This is a genomic window from Neisseria sicca (genome assembly GCF_017753665.1).
Taxonomy (GTDB): Bacteria; Pseudomonadota; Gammaproteobacteria; order Burkholderiales; family Neisseriaceae; genus Neisseria; species Neisseria flava.
The window spans coordinates 1369347-1386629 of the sequence record NZ_CP072524.1; the positions used below are offsets into that span (position 1 = coordinate 1369347).

A 17283-nucleotide genomic window follows, 5' to 3' on the forward strand; every position below is an offset into this window, starting at 1 on the left:
GGATAAAGAAGTGCCCTTGAGTCTCCATTCTGGATTCCCGCCTGCGCGGGAATGACGGCACAAGAAGTCTAATAAAAAGCCAAGCATAAATGCCCAACTATTGACCTACCCTGCTTCCCCAAAACACCCAAAGGAACCCCATGCACTACTTCACCCCCGCCAAAACCCTGCCCGAAGGCACCGTCTACCTGACCGACCTGACCCACGTCGCCGACTTTTCCGACTGGCTGGCCGAATTCGAAACCCTGTTAAACCAAAACCGCCGCTTCGCCACCGTCTGCACCCCCATGCGGCGGCAGGTAAGCGACGAACAGCGTATTGCCGACCGCAAAACCTACATCGAATGGATAAAGGCACACCGGCCGCAACTTGCCGAACGCTGCGCCGCCATGCTCCTCATCGAACCCGATGCGGCGCAACTGGCGTTCTTCCGCGAACAATCGTCCAAACTCGCTCCCGCGCTGGGCGTGAACTACATCGTCGAAGCCGACGAGCAAACCGCCCTGCAAAAGGCGGAAGAAGCGTTGAAGGTCGTCTGAAAACAGAATCCGTACTCCGGCAGCGGCTTTATAGTGGATTAACTTTAAATCAGGACAAGGCGACGAAGCCGCAGACAGTACAGATAGTACGGAACCGATTCACTTGGTGCTTCAGCACCTTAGAGAATCGTTCTCTTTGAGCTAAGGCGAGGCAACGCCGTACTGGTTTAAAGTTAATCCACTATATCATTCAGCCTTGCCTGCCCGATACGGATTTGAGCAAACCGACATTCTTTTGATAGCATGGGAAAACTCGGCAACTGACTTTCAGGAGTACAAAAATGTCATTTACCACAATCATTTATGCCCACCCGTACGATCAAAGCTTCAATCACGGCATTTTGCGGCGTGTGCAGCAACTGTTGGACGAAAAAGGCGAAAAATACCAACTGATCGACTTATACGCAGACGGTTTCAATCCCGCCTACACCAAAGAAGAGCTTGCCCTGTTCAACCAAGGCAAAGCCCTTGACCCGCTGGTTTCGCATTATCAGGAACTCTTGAAAACCACCAACCGCCTGATTTTCATCTTTCCGATCTGGTGGGCGGATATGCCCGCCATCGTCAAAGGATTTGAAGACAAAGTTTTTCTGAAAACATTCGCCTACGTCCCGACCGCCACAGGCTTGAAAGGCAACCTATCCCACATCAAAGAAGCACTGGTCATCAGCACGTCCACCGCCCCCACATGGTATCTGAAATGGTTTGGCGGCAACGGCATCGGCAAAGCGATGGTGGGACACACGCTCAAAGGCATCGGTATCGCCAAACGCCGTTGGCTCAACTTCGGCAATATGGACAAATCCACCGCCGAACAGCGGCAGGCATTTTTGGCAGATTTGAGCCGAAGCGTGTAATCTTCAGGCGGTCTCTTACTTCACCGCCGAATTTCCGCCGTCCGCAAACAACGCCGTACCCGTTACAAAACTGCCCATCGGGCTGACGAGGAACAAAATCGCGGCGGCAATTTCTTCGGGTCGGGCGATGCGTTTGACCGCATGCAGCCCTTCCGCCCATGCCCGCTGCTGCGGGTCGGTAGTCATCATTTCCGTATCCGTACCGCCGGGAAGCAGGGCATTGGCGCGGATACCTTGGGCGGCATAATCGGCGGTGATGCCTTTTGCCAGCGCGGAAAGTGCGGCTTTGGCGCAGCCGTAGGCGGTTTTGTTAGGCAGGGCACAACTGGTGCCGACAAAGCTGGACGTGAACACAATCGATCCACCGCCGCGTGCGAGCATAGCGGGAATTTGGCTGCGCGCGCCCAGAAAGGCAGCAGTCAGGTTTCCGTCCAGCGTTACCCGCCACTCTTCGGGCGAAAGTTCCGCCAAGGGTTTGTACGCTCCGATGATGCCTGCGTTGTTCACGGCGATATCCAAGCTGCCGAACTCTCGCTCTGCCGCATGGACGACGGCTTCGTGCGTTTCAGGCAGCACTGCGTCACCTGCCACGGCAACAGCCCGTCCGCCGCGTGCGCGTATCAGTGCGGCGGTTTCTTCCAGTTTGTCGGCACGGCGGGCACATAAGACAACGTTTGCGCCGTGCTCCGCCAACAGCAGTGCAACCGCGCGACCGATACCCGACGACGCGCCGATAACGGCGGCGGTTTTATTGTTCAAATTCAATAAGCTTGACATAACGTTCCTTACATATGCGGTTGAAGACGATGCAAGTTTAAGGAAGCCGCGATATAAAGACGACCCGATTATTGATGAATTTCAGACAGACAAACAATCTTTCCATCAATAATCGGGTCGTTTCTTGTCGGCTTTCAGGCTATCCTATCCCATACAACGACAGGATAATTTATGAACTTAAATCAAACCCGCCAATTCCTCCGTATTGCCCGCGCCATCGAATACCTTTACGACCATGCCGCCGAGCAGCCCGATTTGGCTCAGGTGGCGGCAGTGGTTCATGTCAGCCCCGAACATTTGCAGCGCGAATTTTCCGCATGGGCGGGCATCAGTCCGAAAAAAATGCTGCAACACATCAGTATCAGCCGTGCCAAAGAAGCCCTGAAAAACAGCGAAAGCGTGGCGGAAGCGGCGCACAGCGGCGGACTGAGCGGCACGGGGCGGCTGCACGACTTATTTGTCGGCATCGAAAAATGACCCCGGGCGAATACAAAAACGGCGGATCAGGCCTGCAAATCGATTACAGCCTGATTCCCAGTCCTTTCGGCGACCTGTTGGCAGCAGCAACAGACAAAGGCATCTGCTTCATGCGTTTTTCAGACGACCCTTCCGCCGCCCTGAACGAATTGCGCGCCGAATATCCGAACGCCCGCCTAATCGGGCAGGAAACCGTGTTTCACCGACAAGCCGCCGATATCTTCCGCACCCGGTGCGGTCGCGTTACCCTGCACATCAAAGGCACACCCTTCCAGCTCAAAGTGTGGCAGGCCTTGCTCGATATTCCCGCAGGCAGCCTGCAAAGCTACGGCACGGTGGCGCAGCGCATGGGTTCGCCCACCGCCGCGCGTGCCGTAGGGACAGCCATCGGGCAGAATCCCGTTGCATTACCCATCCCCTGCCACCGCGTTATCCGCGAAAACGGCATCATCGGCGGCTACCGCTGGCAACGCGGGCGCAAAATGGCGATATTGGCGCACGAATTGGGAGACGCTGATGACGCTTGACCTCTTCCCAGAAACCGCCAACCCGCACGCCAACCTCCTGCCCTACGACGGCATCGTCAGCAATTTCGGACGGATTTTCACCATCGCCGAAGCCGACCGTTATTTTGAAATTTTGCAGCGTGATATTCCCTGGCGGCACGACGAAGCCGTGATATTCGGCAAGCACATCATCACCGCCCGCGAAGTCGCGTGGTACGGCGACACACCCTACAACTACGGTTATTCCGGCGCAAACCGCATCGCCCTGCCGTGGAGCGGCGTCTTGCCCGAACTCAAAAACCGCGTGGAAGCCGCCATCGCCGACATCTGCCCCACCCGCTTCAACTCCTGCCTGCTCAACCGCTACAACAACGGCAACGAAGGCATGGCGTGGCACAGCGATGAAGGGCAGGGGCTGGTCAAAGACAGCGCCATCGCCTCCCTCAGCCTCGGCGCAACGCGCAAATTCGCCTTCAAACACAAAGAAAGCAAGGAAAAACGCGAAATGTGGCTGGAACACGGCCAGCTTATCGTCATGCATGGTGAAACGCAGAAACACTGGCTGCACACCATCCTGAAAAGCACCCGCATCCAAGAGCCGCGGATTAATCTGACGTTTCGGGTGATGAAAGGATAAAAAGGGGCTGCTTTTTTCCATTTCAGACAGCCCCCGAAAGTCGTCTGAAAAACTACTTGAAAATGTAAAACAGAAGAGCCGTAGGTCGTCTGAAACGTTTTTCAGACGACCTACCGCACCCGCATCATTCCCGTACACTCGCAATAGGGAGCCATCCATGTCCCAACAAACCCCAACATCCCCCGCCCCGCGCGACTGGCTGCTGCTTATCGGCGGCAGTACCTACAAATTCACGCTGACCGGTTTTTATCTGGTCGCGCTGGTCGCTATTTTGAAAAACCACGGTTACAGCCTGAACCAACTGAGCTGGATACATTTAATCGGCGGTATCGAAGCGGCGAAGGTGTTGTTTGCCGCGCTGATGGAGCGGCGGCCGGCGGGGCGGTTCGGGCGGTTTCGCGGCTGGCTGCTGGCGGCGACGCTGGGGCTTTCGGCAGTGTTCGGGCCGATGGCCTGTACCGACATCACGCAGAACTTCCCGCTGCTTCTGGCCTGCTGCGTTTTGCTCTCGGCAATGTCGGCGGTGTACGGCTGCGCGATGCTGGGCTTGTCGTGCATCGTCCTGCCGCACCGCGAACGCGGTTTCGGAGGCGTGATTCAGACGATGGCGGCGCGCGGCGGCAAGATGATCGGCGGCGCGCTGGCGTTGTGGCTGTATCAGGAATACGGGCAGACGGCGGCGGCGGGCTTTATGCTGGCGTTCACCCTGCTGATGCTGCTGCAACTCTTGTGCTACCGCGAGCCGGAAAGCCCGACGGCGCAAGGCGGTTTGACGGCGTTGGCGGCGCGGCTGGTCTCCTTTTGGCGGCGGCCTGAAACGGGCTGGCGGTGGCTGGTTTTGCTGTTTGCCGTTGCCGCGCCGTATGCGTTTGCGGCGGCGACTTTTGTGCCCAAGCTGGCGGATTTGGGCTTCACCCCGAAGCAAACGGGCGGGATTCTGGCGGTGGGTATTCCTGTTGCCTGCCTGATTGTTACGCCGCTGTCGGGCTGGTTTTCGCGCAATTATCCGCGCCGCAAACTCGTGTTCCTGCTCTACGCGCTGCAACTGCCGCTTTTGGCGTCCATGACCGCCATCGACGCGCTCGCCCGCGTCCATCCTTGGCTGCCGCCCGCGCAAATCATCGCCCTGAGCCTGAGCTACACGCTGCTACTGCCGGTAATACTGGCGTTGGTGATGGACAAATCCGACCGCGCCACCGCCGCACTCGACAGCAGCCTGCAATTTTCTGTGGTTCTACTCGGCAGTTACGCAGCGGGTTTCGCCGCCCTGCGGCTGGCAAAGGCGGTCGGCTATGCCGATGCGTATTGGGCGGCGGTGGGTCTGGCCGTATTGGCGGGCGGGCTGCTGTATACATGCCGAGGACTGTTTGATTCAGACGAGCCGTCATGAGAGATTGTCTGAAAACCTTCCTTTCCGATTTCAGACGACCTTTTACCATGCATCCAAATAAAAAATGCCATGCCGCGATTTCGTTATTTTAATTCACTGTAATTTTCCACCGCGTTGGATGAGGACAAAGCAAAGCCGCAGGGCTTAAAGCCGACCTGCCATGTTCCCTGCCTTAATCTTCCATACTAAAGAGGTCGTCTGAAAACCCTGTTTCGGTGTTTCAGACGATCTCTTCAATTCAAGATGCCCTGTTTTAAATTTCAAAACTGTCCGCTTGGTCTGCCTTGCGTATCATGCCTGCGGCGACGGTGTGGTTGGTGGCTTCGTCTATCAGGATGAACGCGCCGAGGGCATGGTTTTCTTCGTAGGGCGCGGCGGCGATCGGCTGCTGGGTTTTTAGGCTGACGCTGCCGATGTCGTTGAGTTTGAGCGTGTCGGCGGGTTCGACGCGGCTGAGGGTGTTCACGTCCCAAACGTAGGAAATCGCGCTGATTTTGACGGGCGTGGTTTGGGTGGTGTGTTTCAGCAGGTATTTGCGGCGCAGGTTGAGCGGGATGTCGTCGAACCAGCACAGCGCGGCTTGGAACTGCTGTTCGGGCGCAACGGGGCTGTCGGCGGCGGCGATGCTGTTACCGCGCGAGATGTCGAGGTCGGTGTCGAGCGCGACGGTCAGCACTTCGCCCGCTTCGGCGGATTCGGTTTTTCCGTTGGGATTGTAGATTTCGGCGATTTTGGCGGTGTGTCCGCTAGGCAGGACTTTGATTTCGTCGCCTGTTTTCAGACGACCTGCTTCCAGCCTGCCTTGATAGCCGCGGAAGTCGTCGCTGCTGCTGCCGTCTTGCCGTGCGACGCGCTGCACGGGGAAATGGGCGGCCTGGTCGGCGGCGTTTTGACGGTTGACAGGCAGGCTTTCGAGCAGGGGTAACAGCGGCAAACCTTGATACCACAAGGTTTGGTTGCTGGCGTTGACAATGTTGTCGCCTTTTAACGCGCTGATGGGCAGGAAGTGGATTTGGGCTTGGAGGCCGATTTGTTCCGCCAGCTTGCGGTAGGCGTCAGTGATGGCTTGATATTTGGTTTCGTCGAAGTCGAGCAGGTCGAGTTTGTTGACGGCGACGATGATGTTGGGGCAGCCCAAGAGTTTCAGAATCGCGCTGTGGCGTTTGGTCTGCGGCAGAAGGACGGGTTCGCTGCCGGAAAAATCGACGCGCGTTGCGTCTATCAGGACGATGGCGGCGTCGGCGGTCGATGCACCCGTTACCATGTTGCGGGTGTATTGTTCGTGTCCGGGCGTGTCGGCGATGATGAATTTGCGCTTGGGCGTGGCGAAATAGCGGTAGGCGACATCGATGGTGATGCCTTGTTCGCGCTCGGCGGCAAGGCCGTCGGTGAGGCTGGCGAAGTCGGGCGTTTCGCCGTTTTCGGCAGCGCGGTTGAGTTTGTCGAGCTGGTCGGTCAGCAGGGTTTTGCTGTCGTAGAGCAGGCGGCCGATGAGGGTGGATTTGCCGTCGTCGACGCTGCCGGCGGTAATGAAGCGCAAAAGCGGGGCGGTGGTTGCGGTCATGGTTCTTTCCTTAATTCTCGGATTGCACGTTACTTTAATGAGGTCGTCTGAAAATGGGAAAGAATGCTTGGTTTTAAAAAAAGATGATTTCGTTATATTCGTAAAAAAGCGGATTGGATTGAAAATACTGTAAGCCCCTATTCCGTACAGATAGGCATGAGCGCTGCCAAAATATTCCCTATCTGACAAAAAGGTCGTCTGAAAACCTGTACCGGTTTTTCAGACGACCTTTTGACTGTTAAGCAAGTTTGATTCGGAAAATTAACGCTCGCTCAATGCCTGTTTCATACGGGTAATCGGTTTGATCAGGTATTGGAAGATGGTTTTTTCGCCGGTTTTAATGTCCACTGTGGCAACCATGCCCGGAATAATCGGCATGTCTTTACCGTTTTTGTCTTTCAGGGCGTTGTTCTCAGTTTGGACGATGACTCGGTAGTAAACTTGGTTGGGGTCGAGCTTCAGATCGTTGGCACGGCTTTGCATGGAGTTGCTGACGGTATCTGCGCCGACAAGGGTAACTTTGCCTTCCAATCCACCGTAGATGGAGTAGTCATATGCGCTGACTTTGACCAGTGCGGGCTGTCCTGCGCGAACGAAGGCGATGTCTTGCGGACGGATATAGGCTTCGACAAGGAGTTTGTCATCAACGGGGACGATTTGCATGATTTCTTCGCCCGGGTTGACTACGCCGCCGATGGTATTAATTTTGATGTTTTTGACGATGCCGCGCATGGGGGAGCGTATTTGGGAGCGGTCAACCGGGTCGGCGCGCATTGCCATGTTTTCTTTGGATTGCGCCAGCTCGGATTCGGATTGCACGAGTTCGTTGTTGGCATCTGTTCTGTAACGGTTGCGGCGTTCGGCAATTTGCAGGGTCAGATCGCTGGATTCGCGGCGCATTTTGAGAAGCTCGACTTCGGACATGACACCTTGTGCCACCATGGGCGCTGTAATGGCGATTTCGCGGTCAAGTGCGGCTTTGCTTTGTACCAGACTTTGTACGGCATCGGTCATGGCTTGGCGGCGAGCATTATATGCGGCGGTTTCACGACGACGAAGTTCAGGGCTGACGTCTTTAGGGAAAGTAAGTTTGCCGCCGTAGGCTTCAGCTTTCAGACGGGCGATGGTGGCTTCGAGGTTTTGAACTTTGGCTTCACTCTCGCGTAAAACGGCAAGGCTGCGGGTGTCGTCGAGCTTCAGCAGAATTTGGTCTTTTTCAACCAAATCGCCTTCTTTAACCATCATTTGGGTAATCACGCCGGGGTCCAAACTTTGGATGACTTGTTCACGACTGCTGGGGATAACGTTGCCGTTACCACGGGTTACTTCTTCAACGGTGCTGTTGTATGCCCACACGACAAAGACGACAAGCAGCAGGAAAAACAGGATGATGACCCAAAATTGGCCGCTGTGTTTTTCTTTTTGCAAGGCTGCATTCAAATCGTTAATGAGATGCAGGTCTTTGGATTTAACGTTGTTTTCGCTCATAATGATGAATCTTCGGTATCTGTTTGTTGTTTTCAAAGAGGTCGTCTGAAACGCTTTCTACGTGTTTTCAGACGACCTTTTCCCTTTTCGTCATGCTTGCGCCGCTTCGCCGGGACGTTGGTTTTCCTGCGCTTGTTGTGCTGCTTTGACTTTGTTTTGCTCGTTTTGCATCAGTTTTTGCAAGACTAAATCACGCGGACCGTCCATAACGACTTTGCCGTTTTCCATCACGATGATGCGGTTAACGATTTGCAGCACTTGCGGACGGTGGGTTACCAAGAGCATGGTGCGGTTGCGTCCCCATTGGGCGATAGCGTTCAATGCCATGCGTTCGGTACCTTGGTCGAGACTTGTTGTCGGTTCGTCCAAAAGGACGACTTTAGGGTCGCGCAGCGTCATGCGTGCGAGGGCAATGATTTGTTTTTGACCGCCAGACAGACCCAAGCCGTCTTCACCCAAAGGCATATCCAAGCCTCTCGGATGGTTGCGGATGATTTGATCCAGACCGAAGCGTTTAAGTGCGGTCAGCAGGTCTTGGTCGGTTGAATAGCTGTCGGCACGCGCCAAATCCATGTTTTCGCGCAATGTGCCCAAGAAGAGGCGTGGAGATTGGCTAAACAGGAGGACTTGGTTACGCAGGAAGTTCGGATCGAGTTGGCGCATATCGACGCCGTCGAGGGTTACGTTGCCTTTTTCGGTATCGTACAGACCGCTCGCCAGCTTCAACATGGTACTTTTACCGCTGCCGATGCGTCCGAGAATACCGACTTTTTCACCGGGTCGGATGTTGATGCGCAACTCGTCAACCGCGTTGTTGCTTTCGTTTTTGTATTTGAACGTTACGTTTTCAAAGGCGATATTGCCTTGAACGTTATCCAAAGTGATGTATTTGCGCTCCGGGCTGCGCTCGATCGGACGGGAAACAATGTCGTTCACACCTCTTAACGCCAACTTAGCCTGTTGGAAGCGGGTAGCAAGACCGGCAACTTGAGCCAACGGCGCCAACGCGCGGCCGGATAGAATGACAGAGGCAATCAACGCACCCATGGTAATCCGTTCCGCATGGTTGTCGGCATGAATCAGATAGGTACCGACCACGACCAAAAAGACGGTATTGAGTTGCTGCATGGCAACGGCGAAGTTGACCATGAAATTGCTGGTGTCTTTAACTTTGATGGATGAAGCGGAGGTTTTGGCAGTGTATTCGTCCCAGCGTTGTTGCGCCCATGAAGTCGCGTTGTTGGTTTTCAGGGTTTCGATGCCTTCGATGGCTTCTACGGCAAGGCCTGAACGTTGCGAGCTTTCTTTCATGGATTCGTTAATGTGGCGCGACAAGGGGCGTTGGACGATGAAGCCGACAATGACGACAATCGGAATGATGGCCAAAGGAACCAAAGCCAATTTGCCACCGACTATCGAAATAACAAAGATAAACAGCAATAGGAACGGCAAGTCCACCAAAGTCAACAGGCTCGCGCTGGTCATGAATTCGCGTACGGATTCAAATTCGCGCAGGTTGTTGGCGTATGAACCGGACGAAGCGGGACGGTCGGCAAGGCGCAATGCCATCACGCGACGGAACAAGGCAGAGCTGATAATCAGGTCGGCCTTTTTACCGGCGATGTCGGTCAAATGGCCGCGTATCATCTTAGCGGCAAATTCGAACAAAATGGCGAGGACAACACCAATACTCAAAACCCACAAGGTTTCATAGGCTTGGTTGGGAATGACGCGGTCGTAAACGTTCATGACATACAACGAGCTGACCAAGGCGAGGAAGTTGATGATGACGGTCGCCAAAATCACTTGATAGTAATAGCTGCGGAAACGCCAAATGACTTTCCAAAACCATGCCTTGGGGAGGTGGTATTCAGGCAGTTCGGAACGCGTGTCCGCCGCCATTTTGGGCTTAATAAACCAGCAGTAACCCAGATACAGACCGGAAAGCTGGTCATGATCAAGCTGCTGCTCCAAGCCATCTACCTGACGGATATGATATTTCCTGTTCCGACCCGAACCTTCGATATTGGTAATGACGGCAGCCTCTTCGTTGTGAAGAATAATCATCACAGGAACGGCAAGCGATGGAATGTCTTCCAGATTGCGCTTGGACAATGTGTTTTCGAAGCCGTGGCTGCGCAAGACTTCGACGAGGGAATGATAGTTGACATTGAGTTTTTTATCCCGCACTACCTCTGCCGTCAGTGCGGCTTCCGACACAGGTGCCCCTAAGAGACGGGTAACCAACACAATATGTTCGATGATTGCTTTCATGATAATTAGCGTAATGAGTAATGATGTTAAGATTTTATGTTATTGCTTCAAGCCTGCCCAATTTGCCACTTGCGCCTGCGCAGATAAATAATCCAACGCGGCATCGCGGAAATCGTTGCGCGCTGAAATGTTTTCCTGCTCGATGCTGGACAATTCGTTGTATGCGCCCAAAACGTCGGTCAACGTGCGGCGGGCGATTTTGAATTGCAGTTCGTAAGTTTTAACCACGTCTTTTTGAGCGGCAATATGTTGCGCGGCAATATCGGCACGGCGTTCGCTCTCGCGCATGTCGATTTCGGCAGTTTGGGTTTTCTCGGTAATGTCGCGCATAATCTGCTCGGATTTCGATTCGGCAGCAATCAATGCATCAGCATTTTTCTGCACATTATGGCGCGCGGCAACGTCCAAGACATTCCATGCCACATTCAGATAAAGCTGTCTGTTGTCGCGGTTCGCATTACCTTCCAAATTTACGGCGGGTAGACGTTCTGCCTTGGAAACGTCTAAATCTGCCTTCACGCTGTCGCGTTCTGCTACCTGCGCCCGATAGGAAGGATTGGTGTTGTTATCGACGGTTTTGAAACGGCGAACCAATGATTCCGCGCTGTCGTTGGCAAACGGATCTTCCAAATCTTCTGCCGTCAACTGCCGTCCGGTGTAGCGTGACAAGCGGCTCAACGCCAATTCCATCGTACGCTGTTGTTGCGCGATTGATGATTCGACCTGCAACTGGCGCGCACGCGCTTCGATGAGTTCGGAACGGCGGCCGCTGTCGTATTTCACGATAATGTTCAAATCTTTCAGAAGATTATTGTGCCGAACTAGACTTTGACGGTTGATGCGCAGGATTTCTTTCGCGCGCAATGCGGTCAAATAGAGCTTGCCGATGTCGCTGCCCAAGCGTTCCTGATTTTCAAAATAGCGCTGATGATAGTATTGCTCTCTATTTTTATCGCGCCGTACCGCCGCATTGATGGCACCCCATGAATAAACATTCACAGTTCCGCGTATGCCAACACCGTCACTCATATCGCTGCTGGAATATTTGTTTTTCTGCGCCAAAACTTTGGTACCCGTCAGCGTCAACACAGGATAATGCCGAGCACGGGTTGCCTTTGTTGTGCTTTTTGCCGAATCTTCGGTCGCTTTCGCTTCCTTCACAATCGGATCGGACACCATGGCATCCCTTAAAATAGCCTGCAAAGGATACGCCTGCGCTGTTGTCGCACACACCGCCGCACAAACTGCGGCAGCAAGCTTGCCAGCGCGAAGGATGGATGACTCAGGACGATTCAAAAATGTTTTTTTCTTCATATTATTCACAGCAATACGGTTCGTCATTTATCTGATTGGCAGAGGCGCGGCCTTTTGCAAATCAATTCTTTGAGCATATTATCATTAATCGGAATCTCTGTTTTCAGATTGCGACAAAAGGTAGTTATATGCCCCTGAAAGTAACATGGATGATATTCCTAATATTGCTAAATCACGACACCGTATTAAGACGGACAAAAGGTCGTCTGAAAACGACCTCCTGTTTTACAGATGTCCGGCAATAATTTGCAGCATCTGCGCCAGCACTTTCGGATTGGCTGCCACAATATCGCCGCTTTCCAGCCAGCCTTCGTTACCGGACATATCGGTAACGATACCGCCCGCTTCCTGCACGATCAACGCACCTGCGGCAATATCCCAAGGTTTGAGGTTGAACTCGAAGAAACCGTCCAAACGGCCGGCCGCCACGGCACACAAATCCAACGAAGCCGCGCCTTCTCTGCGACCTCCGGCAGTTTTTGCCAAAAAGTCTTTCAATATCGCCAGATACTTCTCCATCATGCTTTGATCAACGACAGGAAAGCCGGTACCGATCAAGCAGCGGTTCAATTCAATGCGGGAAGAAACACGGATGCGGCGGTCGTTGAGCAACGCACCTTTGCCGCGAGAAGCCATGTAAACATCGTTGCGCTCAGGCGCGTACACCAAAGCTTCCTGCAACACGCCTTTGTGCAGCAGCGCCATAGAAATCGCGTATTGGGGATGGCCGTGTAAGAAGTTGGTCGTGCCGTCGAGCGGATCGATAATCCATTCGTATTCCGAAGAGGCTTTGCCGTGAGAACCGCCTTCTTCGCAAGTGATTTTGTGATGCGGATAGGCTTCTTTAAGCGCTTCCACCAAAATCATCTCGGAATTGCGGTCAACGTCGGAAACGAAATCGTTGAATGCCTTGCTGTCAACTTTGACGGCATCCAGATTGCCGCTTGCGCGGATCATCATCTGCCCGGCTTTGCGGGCGGCTTTGAAAGCGGTATTTAAAAACGGATTCATGGGTTTTCTTTCTAAATCAGGTAAAATACCGTCCGGCGCATCTACACCGAACGCAACGTTTGTACGTTTCCGACGTTGTTAAAGAACATTTCAGACGACCTCTCAAGCCCAAAGGCGAAAGGTCGTCTGAAAACAAAAAGATGGCGTATTATACCCGATTCCCGAACAAACCGAAAACAAAACATGACTTCAGCCAAACCTGAATTGCCCGACTATCTCGGCAATATCCGTATCATCCTTACCCGCACCAGCCATCCTGCCAATATCGGCTCCGCCGCACGCGCCATGAAGACCATGGGGCTGCACAATCTCACCATCGTTGCCCCGAATTTGATGTCCACGCCGATGACCGGACAACCGCCTGTTTTCAACCCCGAAAACCCGCAAGACTTCCAACTGCCGGAGGAAAGTTTCATTCTCGCTTCCGGTGCGGCAGACGTATTGCACAACGCCGTGATTGCCGCCACACTCGACGAAGCCCTCGTCAACACCACGCTCGCCTGCGCCCTTACCAGCCGCCGCCGCGAAATCACCGCCCCGCTGCAAACCCCGCGCGAACTGGTTCCCGAATTATTGCAGGCGGCACAACGCGGAGAACAAGTTGCCCTCGTCTTCGGCAACGAAACCTTCGGCTTAAGCATCGAAGAAGTGCAGGCCTGCAACCGCCTGATGACCATCAACGGCAATCCCGACTATTTCTCGCTCAACCTCGCCCAAGCCGTTCAGGTCGTGTGCTACGAAATCTTCAGTCAGACCGATATGCCCATGACCCACCTGCAACAAGAAGACCACGCCGCCACCCACGAGCAAATCAAAGGCATGGTCGCCCACATGGAAAGCGTCATGGACGACATCGGCTTCTTCAACCGCCGCAACAGCGAACGCCTGATGCGCCGAATGCAGAGTCTGTTCAGCCGTGCCAACACGCAAACCGAAGACATCGACATCCTGCGCGGCTTTTTCAATACCGTCAGCCATCGTTTGAAGAAGAAAGACTGAAAAAGGTCGTCTGAAAACTTGATTGCAAGTTTTCAGACGACCTCAGCCAAACTATCAACCAGATACAGCCATGAACTACGCCCTAGATGCCCTATGGTGGAAACTCACCACCCCGTCCGTCCGCGATCTCGCCAGCCTACTGACCGCTCCGCCGCTTTGGCAAAGCGGCTGTGAACTGAGCGTGCGCGAACTGTTGGGCGAACGCGGCTTCCGCTATCTTTTGGATTTGGACGGTAATCCCGCCCCGCTCAACGACTATCTCGCCGAACACGCCCCCTTCGGCAACCGACTCGGCATCTACGCCGAACGCCTGCTCGCATTTTGGTTCACCCACGCGCCGCATACCGAATTGCACGCCTATAATCTGCCCGTGTTTTCAGACGACCTCACGCAAGGCGCCGCCGATTTCATCACCTCCATCAACGGCAAACCCTACCACATCGAACTGACCTGCAAATATTACGGCAGCGACAGCGGCAAATCCGCAGAGATGCATGGACTCAATGCCAAAGACACCCTCGCCACCAAAGCCGCCAAACTGCCCCGCCAACTCGCCCTGTTTCAATCCTCCAATGGCAGCGAAACCCTGCGGCAAAACCGCCTCCCCGACGCGCCGCAACCCGCCTCAATAATACGTGGCATCGGCTTTTTCTCCATCGGTGCAGATTCCGCCGAAGCCCCGTTGAACCCATACTGCTGGCGCGGCGTCTTTATCCGAGACTGGTCGACATATCCGACCCACGACGGCGCACGTTACCACCTCATCGACCGCATGGCATACCTTGCCCCCGCCCGCGTTACCGAGGCGCAAACCCTGTCCGAGCGAGACGTCCGCCAAATCGAAAGCGGCTTAATCGCCAAACTCGAATTGCGCCCCGACGGCTTTTGGCATGAAATCGAACGCATCATGAAAGTTGTTTGAGTCCAAAGCATCCACACCTACAAACCATATAGCAAACATACTTAACTTTAAATACAGCATGCCATCAAATTCCGTCATTCCCGGTGAGTTGCGTATCGAAAATAAAGTAATTTAGCTGTATTTTCCAAATTGCCGATACAAAAAGGTCGTCTGAAACCTTTTGAGACCTTTGCAAAATTCCCCAAAATCCCCTAAATTCCCACCAAGACATTTAGGGGATTTTCCATGAGCACCTTCTTCCAGCAAACCGCACAAGCCATGATTGCCAAACACATCGACCGCTTCCCACTATTGAAGTTGGATCAGGTGATTGATTGGCAACTGATCGAACAATACCTGAATCGTCAAAGAACCCGTTACGTCCGAGACCACCGCGGCCGTCCCGCCTATCCCCTGTTGTCCATGTTCAAAGCCGTCCTGCTCGGACAATGGCACAGCCTCTCCGATCCCGAACTCGAACACAGCCTCATCACCCGCATCGATTTCAACCTGTTTTGCCGTTTTGACGAACTGAGCATCCCCGATTACAGCACCTTATGCCGCTACCGCAACTGGCTGGCGCAAGACGACACCCTGTCCGAATTGCTGGAACTGATTAACCGCCAACTGACCGAAAAAGGCCTAAAAATAGAGAAAGCATCCGCCGCCGTCATTGACGCCACCATTATTCAGACCGCCGGCAGCAAACAGCGTCAGGCCATAGAAGTCGATGAGGAAGGACAAGTCAGCGGCCAAACCACACCGAGTAAGGACAAAGATGCCCGCTGGACAAAGAAAAACGGCCTCTACAGACTCGGTTACAAACAACATACCCGTACCGATGAGGAAGGCTATATCGAGAAACTGCACATCACCCCCGCCAATACCCATGAGTGCAACCACCTGTTGCCTTTGCTGGAAGGTATAGCCGAAGATACGACCGTCTATGCCGACAAAGGCTACGACAGTGCGGAAAACCGGCAACATCTGAAAGAGCATCAGTTGTTAGACGGCATTATGCGCAAAGCCCACCGCAACCGTCCGCTGACGGAAGCGCAAACCAAACGTAACCGATATTTGTCGAAGACCCGTTATGTGGTGGAACAAAGCTTCGGTACGCTGCACCGTAAATTCCGCTACGCCCGGGCAGCCTATTTCGGGCTGATTAAAGTGAGTGCGCAAAGCCATCTGAAGGCGATGTGTTTGAACCTGTTGAAAGCGGCTAACAGGCTAAGTGTGCCTGTTGCCGCCTAAAAGGTGGCCCGGATGCCTGATTATCAGGCATCCGGGGAGGATTAAGGGGGTATTTGGGTAAAATTAGGCGCAATTAGGGGCGAAAACAGCCGAAAACCTGTGTTTGGGTTCCGGCTGTCGGGGGAAGGGCTTTTTTGCAAAGGTCTCCTTTTATCTAAAATAAAGGTTTCAGACGACCTTATCCGTCAGGCTGAGGATTGTCCCGCCCTACTCTTTCTTACCGGCCAAACCGATTTCCTGAATTTTACCGCCGTCGTTGATTTTAGCCTTACCGGCAATTTCTTCGGCTTTACTGCCGAAAAGCTTCAGCTCGTAACTGCCTTTTTCCACCCCATCCTTTATAGCCTTGCCGCTCAAGCCTGAGCCGTTGCCCATGGCTTGGATGTCGGTTTTCGCCAATTCGACGTTATAGCCGCTATGCATTCCGCTGATGCTGCCGCTACCTTGTTTCTTCTCAAAATCAACCGTGTAAGACAAATGCCCGCTGCGGTCGTCGCCGTTGAACGCGATACCTTTGTAGTTTATTTGTCCCAATTTAGGCAGATTACCGAAAGCAATGTCCTGCCCCTGAATTTCGTTAACATGAAAATCGAAAGCCTCGGAACGTGTGCCATCTTTCGGATTGGTTTTCTGCTTTGCCAAAGTGGCGGCAACGATGGAATGGTTTTGTTTATACACCAAGAAATCACCGCGTTCCAATTCGATAAGTTGTCCGTTTACATTGATTTTTTTCACATAGTCAAAATCGGAAACACGGTCGTTTTTCAGATAACCCGTATCCAAAACCCCGCCTTTTTTCAGGGTTTGGGTTTTACCGCCCCTGTCGGTCAACTCCAGTACGCCGCCGTCGGGAACAGATTCGGAAACAGTCAGTTGCTTCCAATCTTTTACATTAGGATCAAACGGCTTGGTCAGTCCGTCCGCCAAACTGCTGCCTGCGCTGCTGCAAGCGGACAAAATGCAGGTGGCAGCCAAAACCGCCAATAAAGATTTCGCTTTCATTCGTTTCCTTTCATTATCATGATTCATGACTATTGTGCCTCCGTATTTCGGCGGCAATGTCTGCAAACAAAATCCGTCCGAATCTTCGGATACACTCCATAAGTTATACTATAACGATTTTATGATGATATTCATGATTTAAATCAAAATAAATATACTGCATTATATCAATCCTCTTTTCTGCTTTTCTTGCCATTGCTCCCGCCCTGACCGGTAAATACCTTATGTGCTTATTTTTCCACTACAATCCGCTACAAAGCAAACAGATCGTCTGAAATTTGACGGCACTCTGC

The 17283-nt window shown here is 53.3% G+C and carries 16 protein-coding genes; 9 read left to right on the forward strand and 7 right to left on the reverse strand.

Annotated features, from left to right (window positions below):
- Positions 1-140: 140 nt before the first annotated feature.
- Positions 141-539 carry an extensin gene (locus tag J7445_RS06460; RefSeq protein ID WP_070603220.1) on the forward strand — a complete coding sequence of 133 codons (399 nt, stop codon included), beginning with the start codon at positions 141-143 and terminating at the stop codon, positions 537-539.
- 281 nt (positions 540-820) lie between these two features.
- A complete protein-coding gene (locus J7445_RS06465) occupies positions 821-1396 on the forward strand; it encodes an NAD(P)H-dependent oxidoreductase (RefSeq protein WP_209282776.1) in 576 nt (191 codons plus the stop codon).
- Positions 1397-1411: 15 nt separating this feature from the next.
- Here J7445_RS06465 and J7445_RS06470 read toward each other — a convergent pair whose 3' ends face one another.
- Positions 1412-2173 (reverse strand): SDR family oxidoreductase, encoded by a 762-nt coding sequence (locus J7445_RS06470; protein WP_209282777.1) that lies wholly within the window; start codon positions 2171-2173, stop codon positions 1412-1414.
- 171 nt (positions 2174-2344) lie between these two features.
- Between J7445_RS06470 and J7445_RS12255 the strand changes: the two genes are divergently transcribed.
- The 4 genes from J7445_RS12255 (at position 2345) to J7445_RS06485 (ending at position 5183) form a co-directional block, all read left to right on the forward strand.
- Entirely contained in the window at positions 2345-2650 is a 306-nt protein-coding gene (locus J7445_RS12255) for a helix-turn-helix domain-containing protein (protein WP_244969457.1), read from the forward strand.
- Positions 2647-3177 (forward strand): methylated-DNA--[protein]-cysteine S-methyltransferase, encoded by a 531-nt coding sequence (locus J7445_RS12260; RefSeq protein ID WP_244969458.1) that lies wholly within the window; start codon positions 2647-2649, stop codon positions 3175-3177. Before J7445_RS12255 ends, J7445_RS12260 begins: the two co-directional genes overlap by 4 nt.
- The gene (locus J7445_RS06480) at positions 3167-3793 is read left to right on the forward strand and encodes an alpha-ketoglutarate-dependent dioxygenase AlkB family protein (RefSeq protein ID WP_209282778.1); all 627 of its coding nucleotides are present in this window, start codon (positions 3167-3169) and stop codon (positions 3791-3793) included. The genes J7445_RS12260 and J7445_RS06480 overlap by 11 nt, the downstream gene beginning before the upstream one ends.
- A 157-nt stretch (positions 3794-3950) precedes the next feature.
- Entirely contained in the window at positions 3951-5183 is a 1233-nt protein-coding gene (locus J7445_RS06485; RefSeq protein WP_209282779.1) for an MFS transporter, read from the forward strand.
- A 253-nt stretch (positions 5184-5436) separates the two neighbouring features.
- Here J7445_RS06485 and J7445_RS06490 read toward each other — a convergent pair whose 3' ends face one another.
- The 5 genes from J7445_RS06490 to J7445_RS06510 form a co-directional block, all read right to left on the reverse strand.
- Positions 5437-6747, reverse strand: coding sequence for a sulfate adenylyltransferase subunit 1 (locus J7445_RS06490; protein WP_209282780.1), 1311 nt, complete (start codon positions 6745-6747; stop codon positions 5437-5439).
- A 261-nt stretch (positions 6748-7008) separates the two neighbouring features.
- Positions 7009-8235: an HlyD family type I secretion periplasmic adaptor subunit gene (locus J7445_RS06495; protein WP_209282781.1), complete on the reverse strand. Its 1227-nt coding sequence runs from the start codon at positions 8233-8235 to the stop codon at positions 7009-7011.
- Between the two features lie 90 nt (positions 8236-8325).
- Positions 8326-10509, reverse strand: a complete 2184-nt coding sequence (locus tag J7445_RS06500; protein WP_209282782.1) for a type I secretion system permease/ATPase — start codon at positions 10507-10509, stop codon at positions 8326-8328.
- A gap of 39 nt (positions 10510-10548) precedes the next feature.
- Positions 10549-11850, reverse strand: a complete 1302-nt coding sequence (locus J7445_RS06505; RefSeq protein WP_209282783.1) for a TolC family protein — start codon at positions 11848-11850, stop codon at positions 10549-10551.
- A gap of 198 nt (positions 11851-12048) precedes the next feature.
- A complete protein-coding gene (locus J7445_RS06510; RefSeq protein WP_209282784.1) occupies positions 12049-12834 on the reverse strand; it encodes an inositol monophosphatase family protein in 786 nt (261 codons plus the stop codon).
- Positions 12835-13017: 183 nt separating this feature from the next.
- Between J7445_RS06510 and J7445_RS06515 the strand changes: the two genes are divergently transcribed.
- From J7445_RS06515 to J7445_RS06525, 3 genes are all read left to right on the forward strand, one after another.
- Entirely contained in the window at positions 13018-13833 is an 816-nt protein-coding gene (locus J7445_RS06515; RefSeq protein WP_209282785.1) for an RNA methyltransferase, read from the forward strand.
- 70 nt (positions 13834-13903) lie between these two features.
- Positions 13904-14755, forward strand: a complete 852-nt coding sequence (locus J7445_RS06520; protein ID WP_209282786.1) for a DUF1853 family protein — start codon at positions 13904-13906, stop codon at positions 14753-14755.
- 225 nt (positions 14756-14980) lie between these two features.
- Positions 14981-15988: an IS5 family transposase gene (locus tag J7445_RS06525; protein WP_209282787.1), complete on the forward strand. Its 1008-nt coding sequence runs from the start codon at positions 14981-14983 to the stop codon at positions 15986-15988.
- A gap of 207 nt (positions 15989-16195) precedes the next feature.
- Here the strand turns inward: J7445_RS06525 and J7445_RS06530 are convergent, their stop codons facing one another.
- The gene (locus J7445_RS06530; protein ID WP_209282788.1) at positions 16196-16990 is read right to left on the reverse strand and encodes a factor H-binding protein; all 795 of its coding nucleotides are present in this window, start codon (positions 16988-16990) and stop codon (positions 16196-16198) included.
- Positions 16991-17283 lie beyond the last annotated feature (293 nt).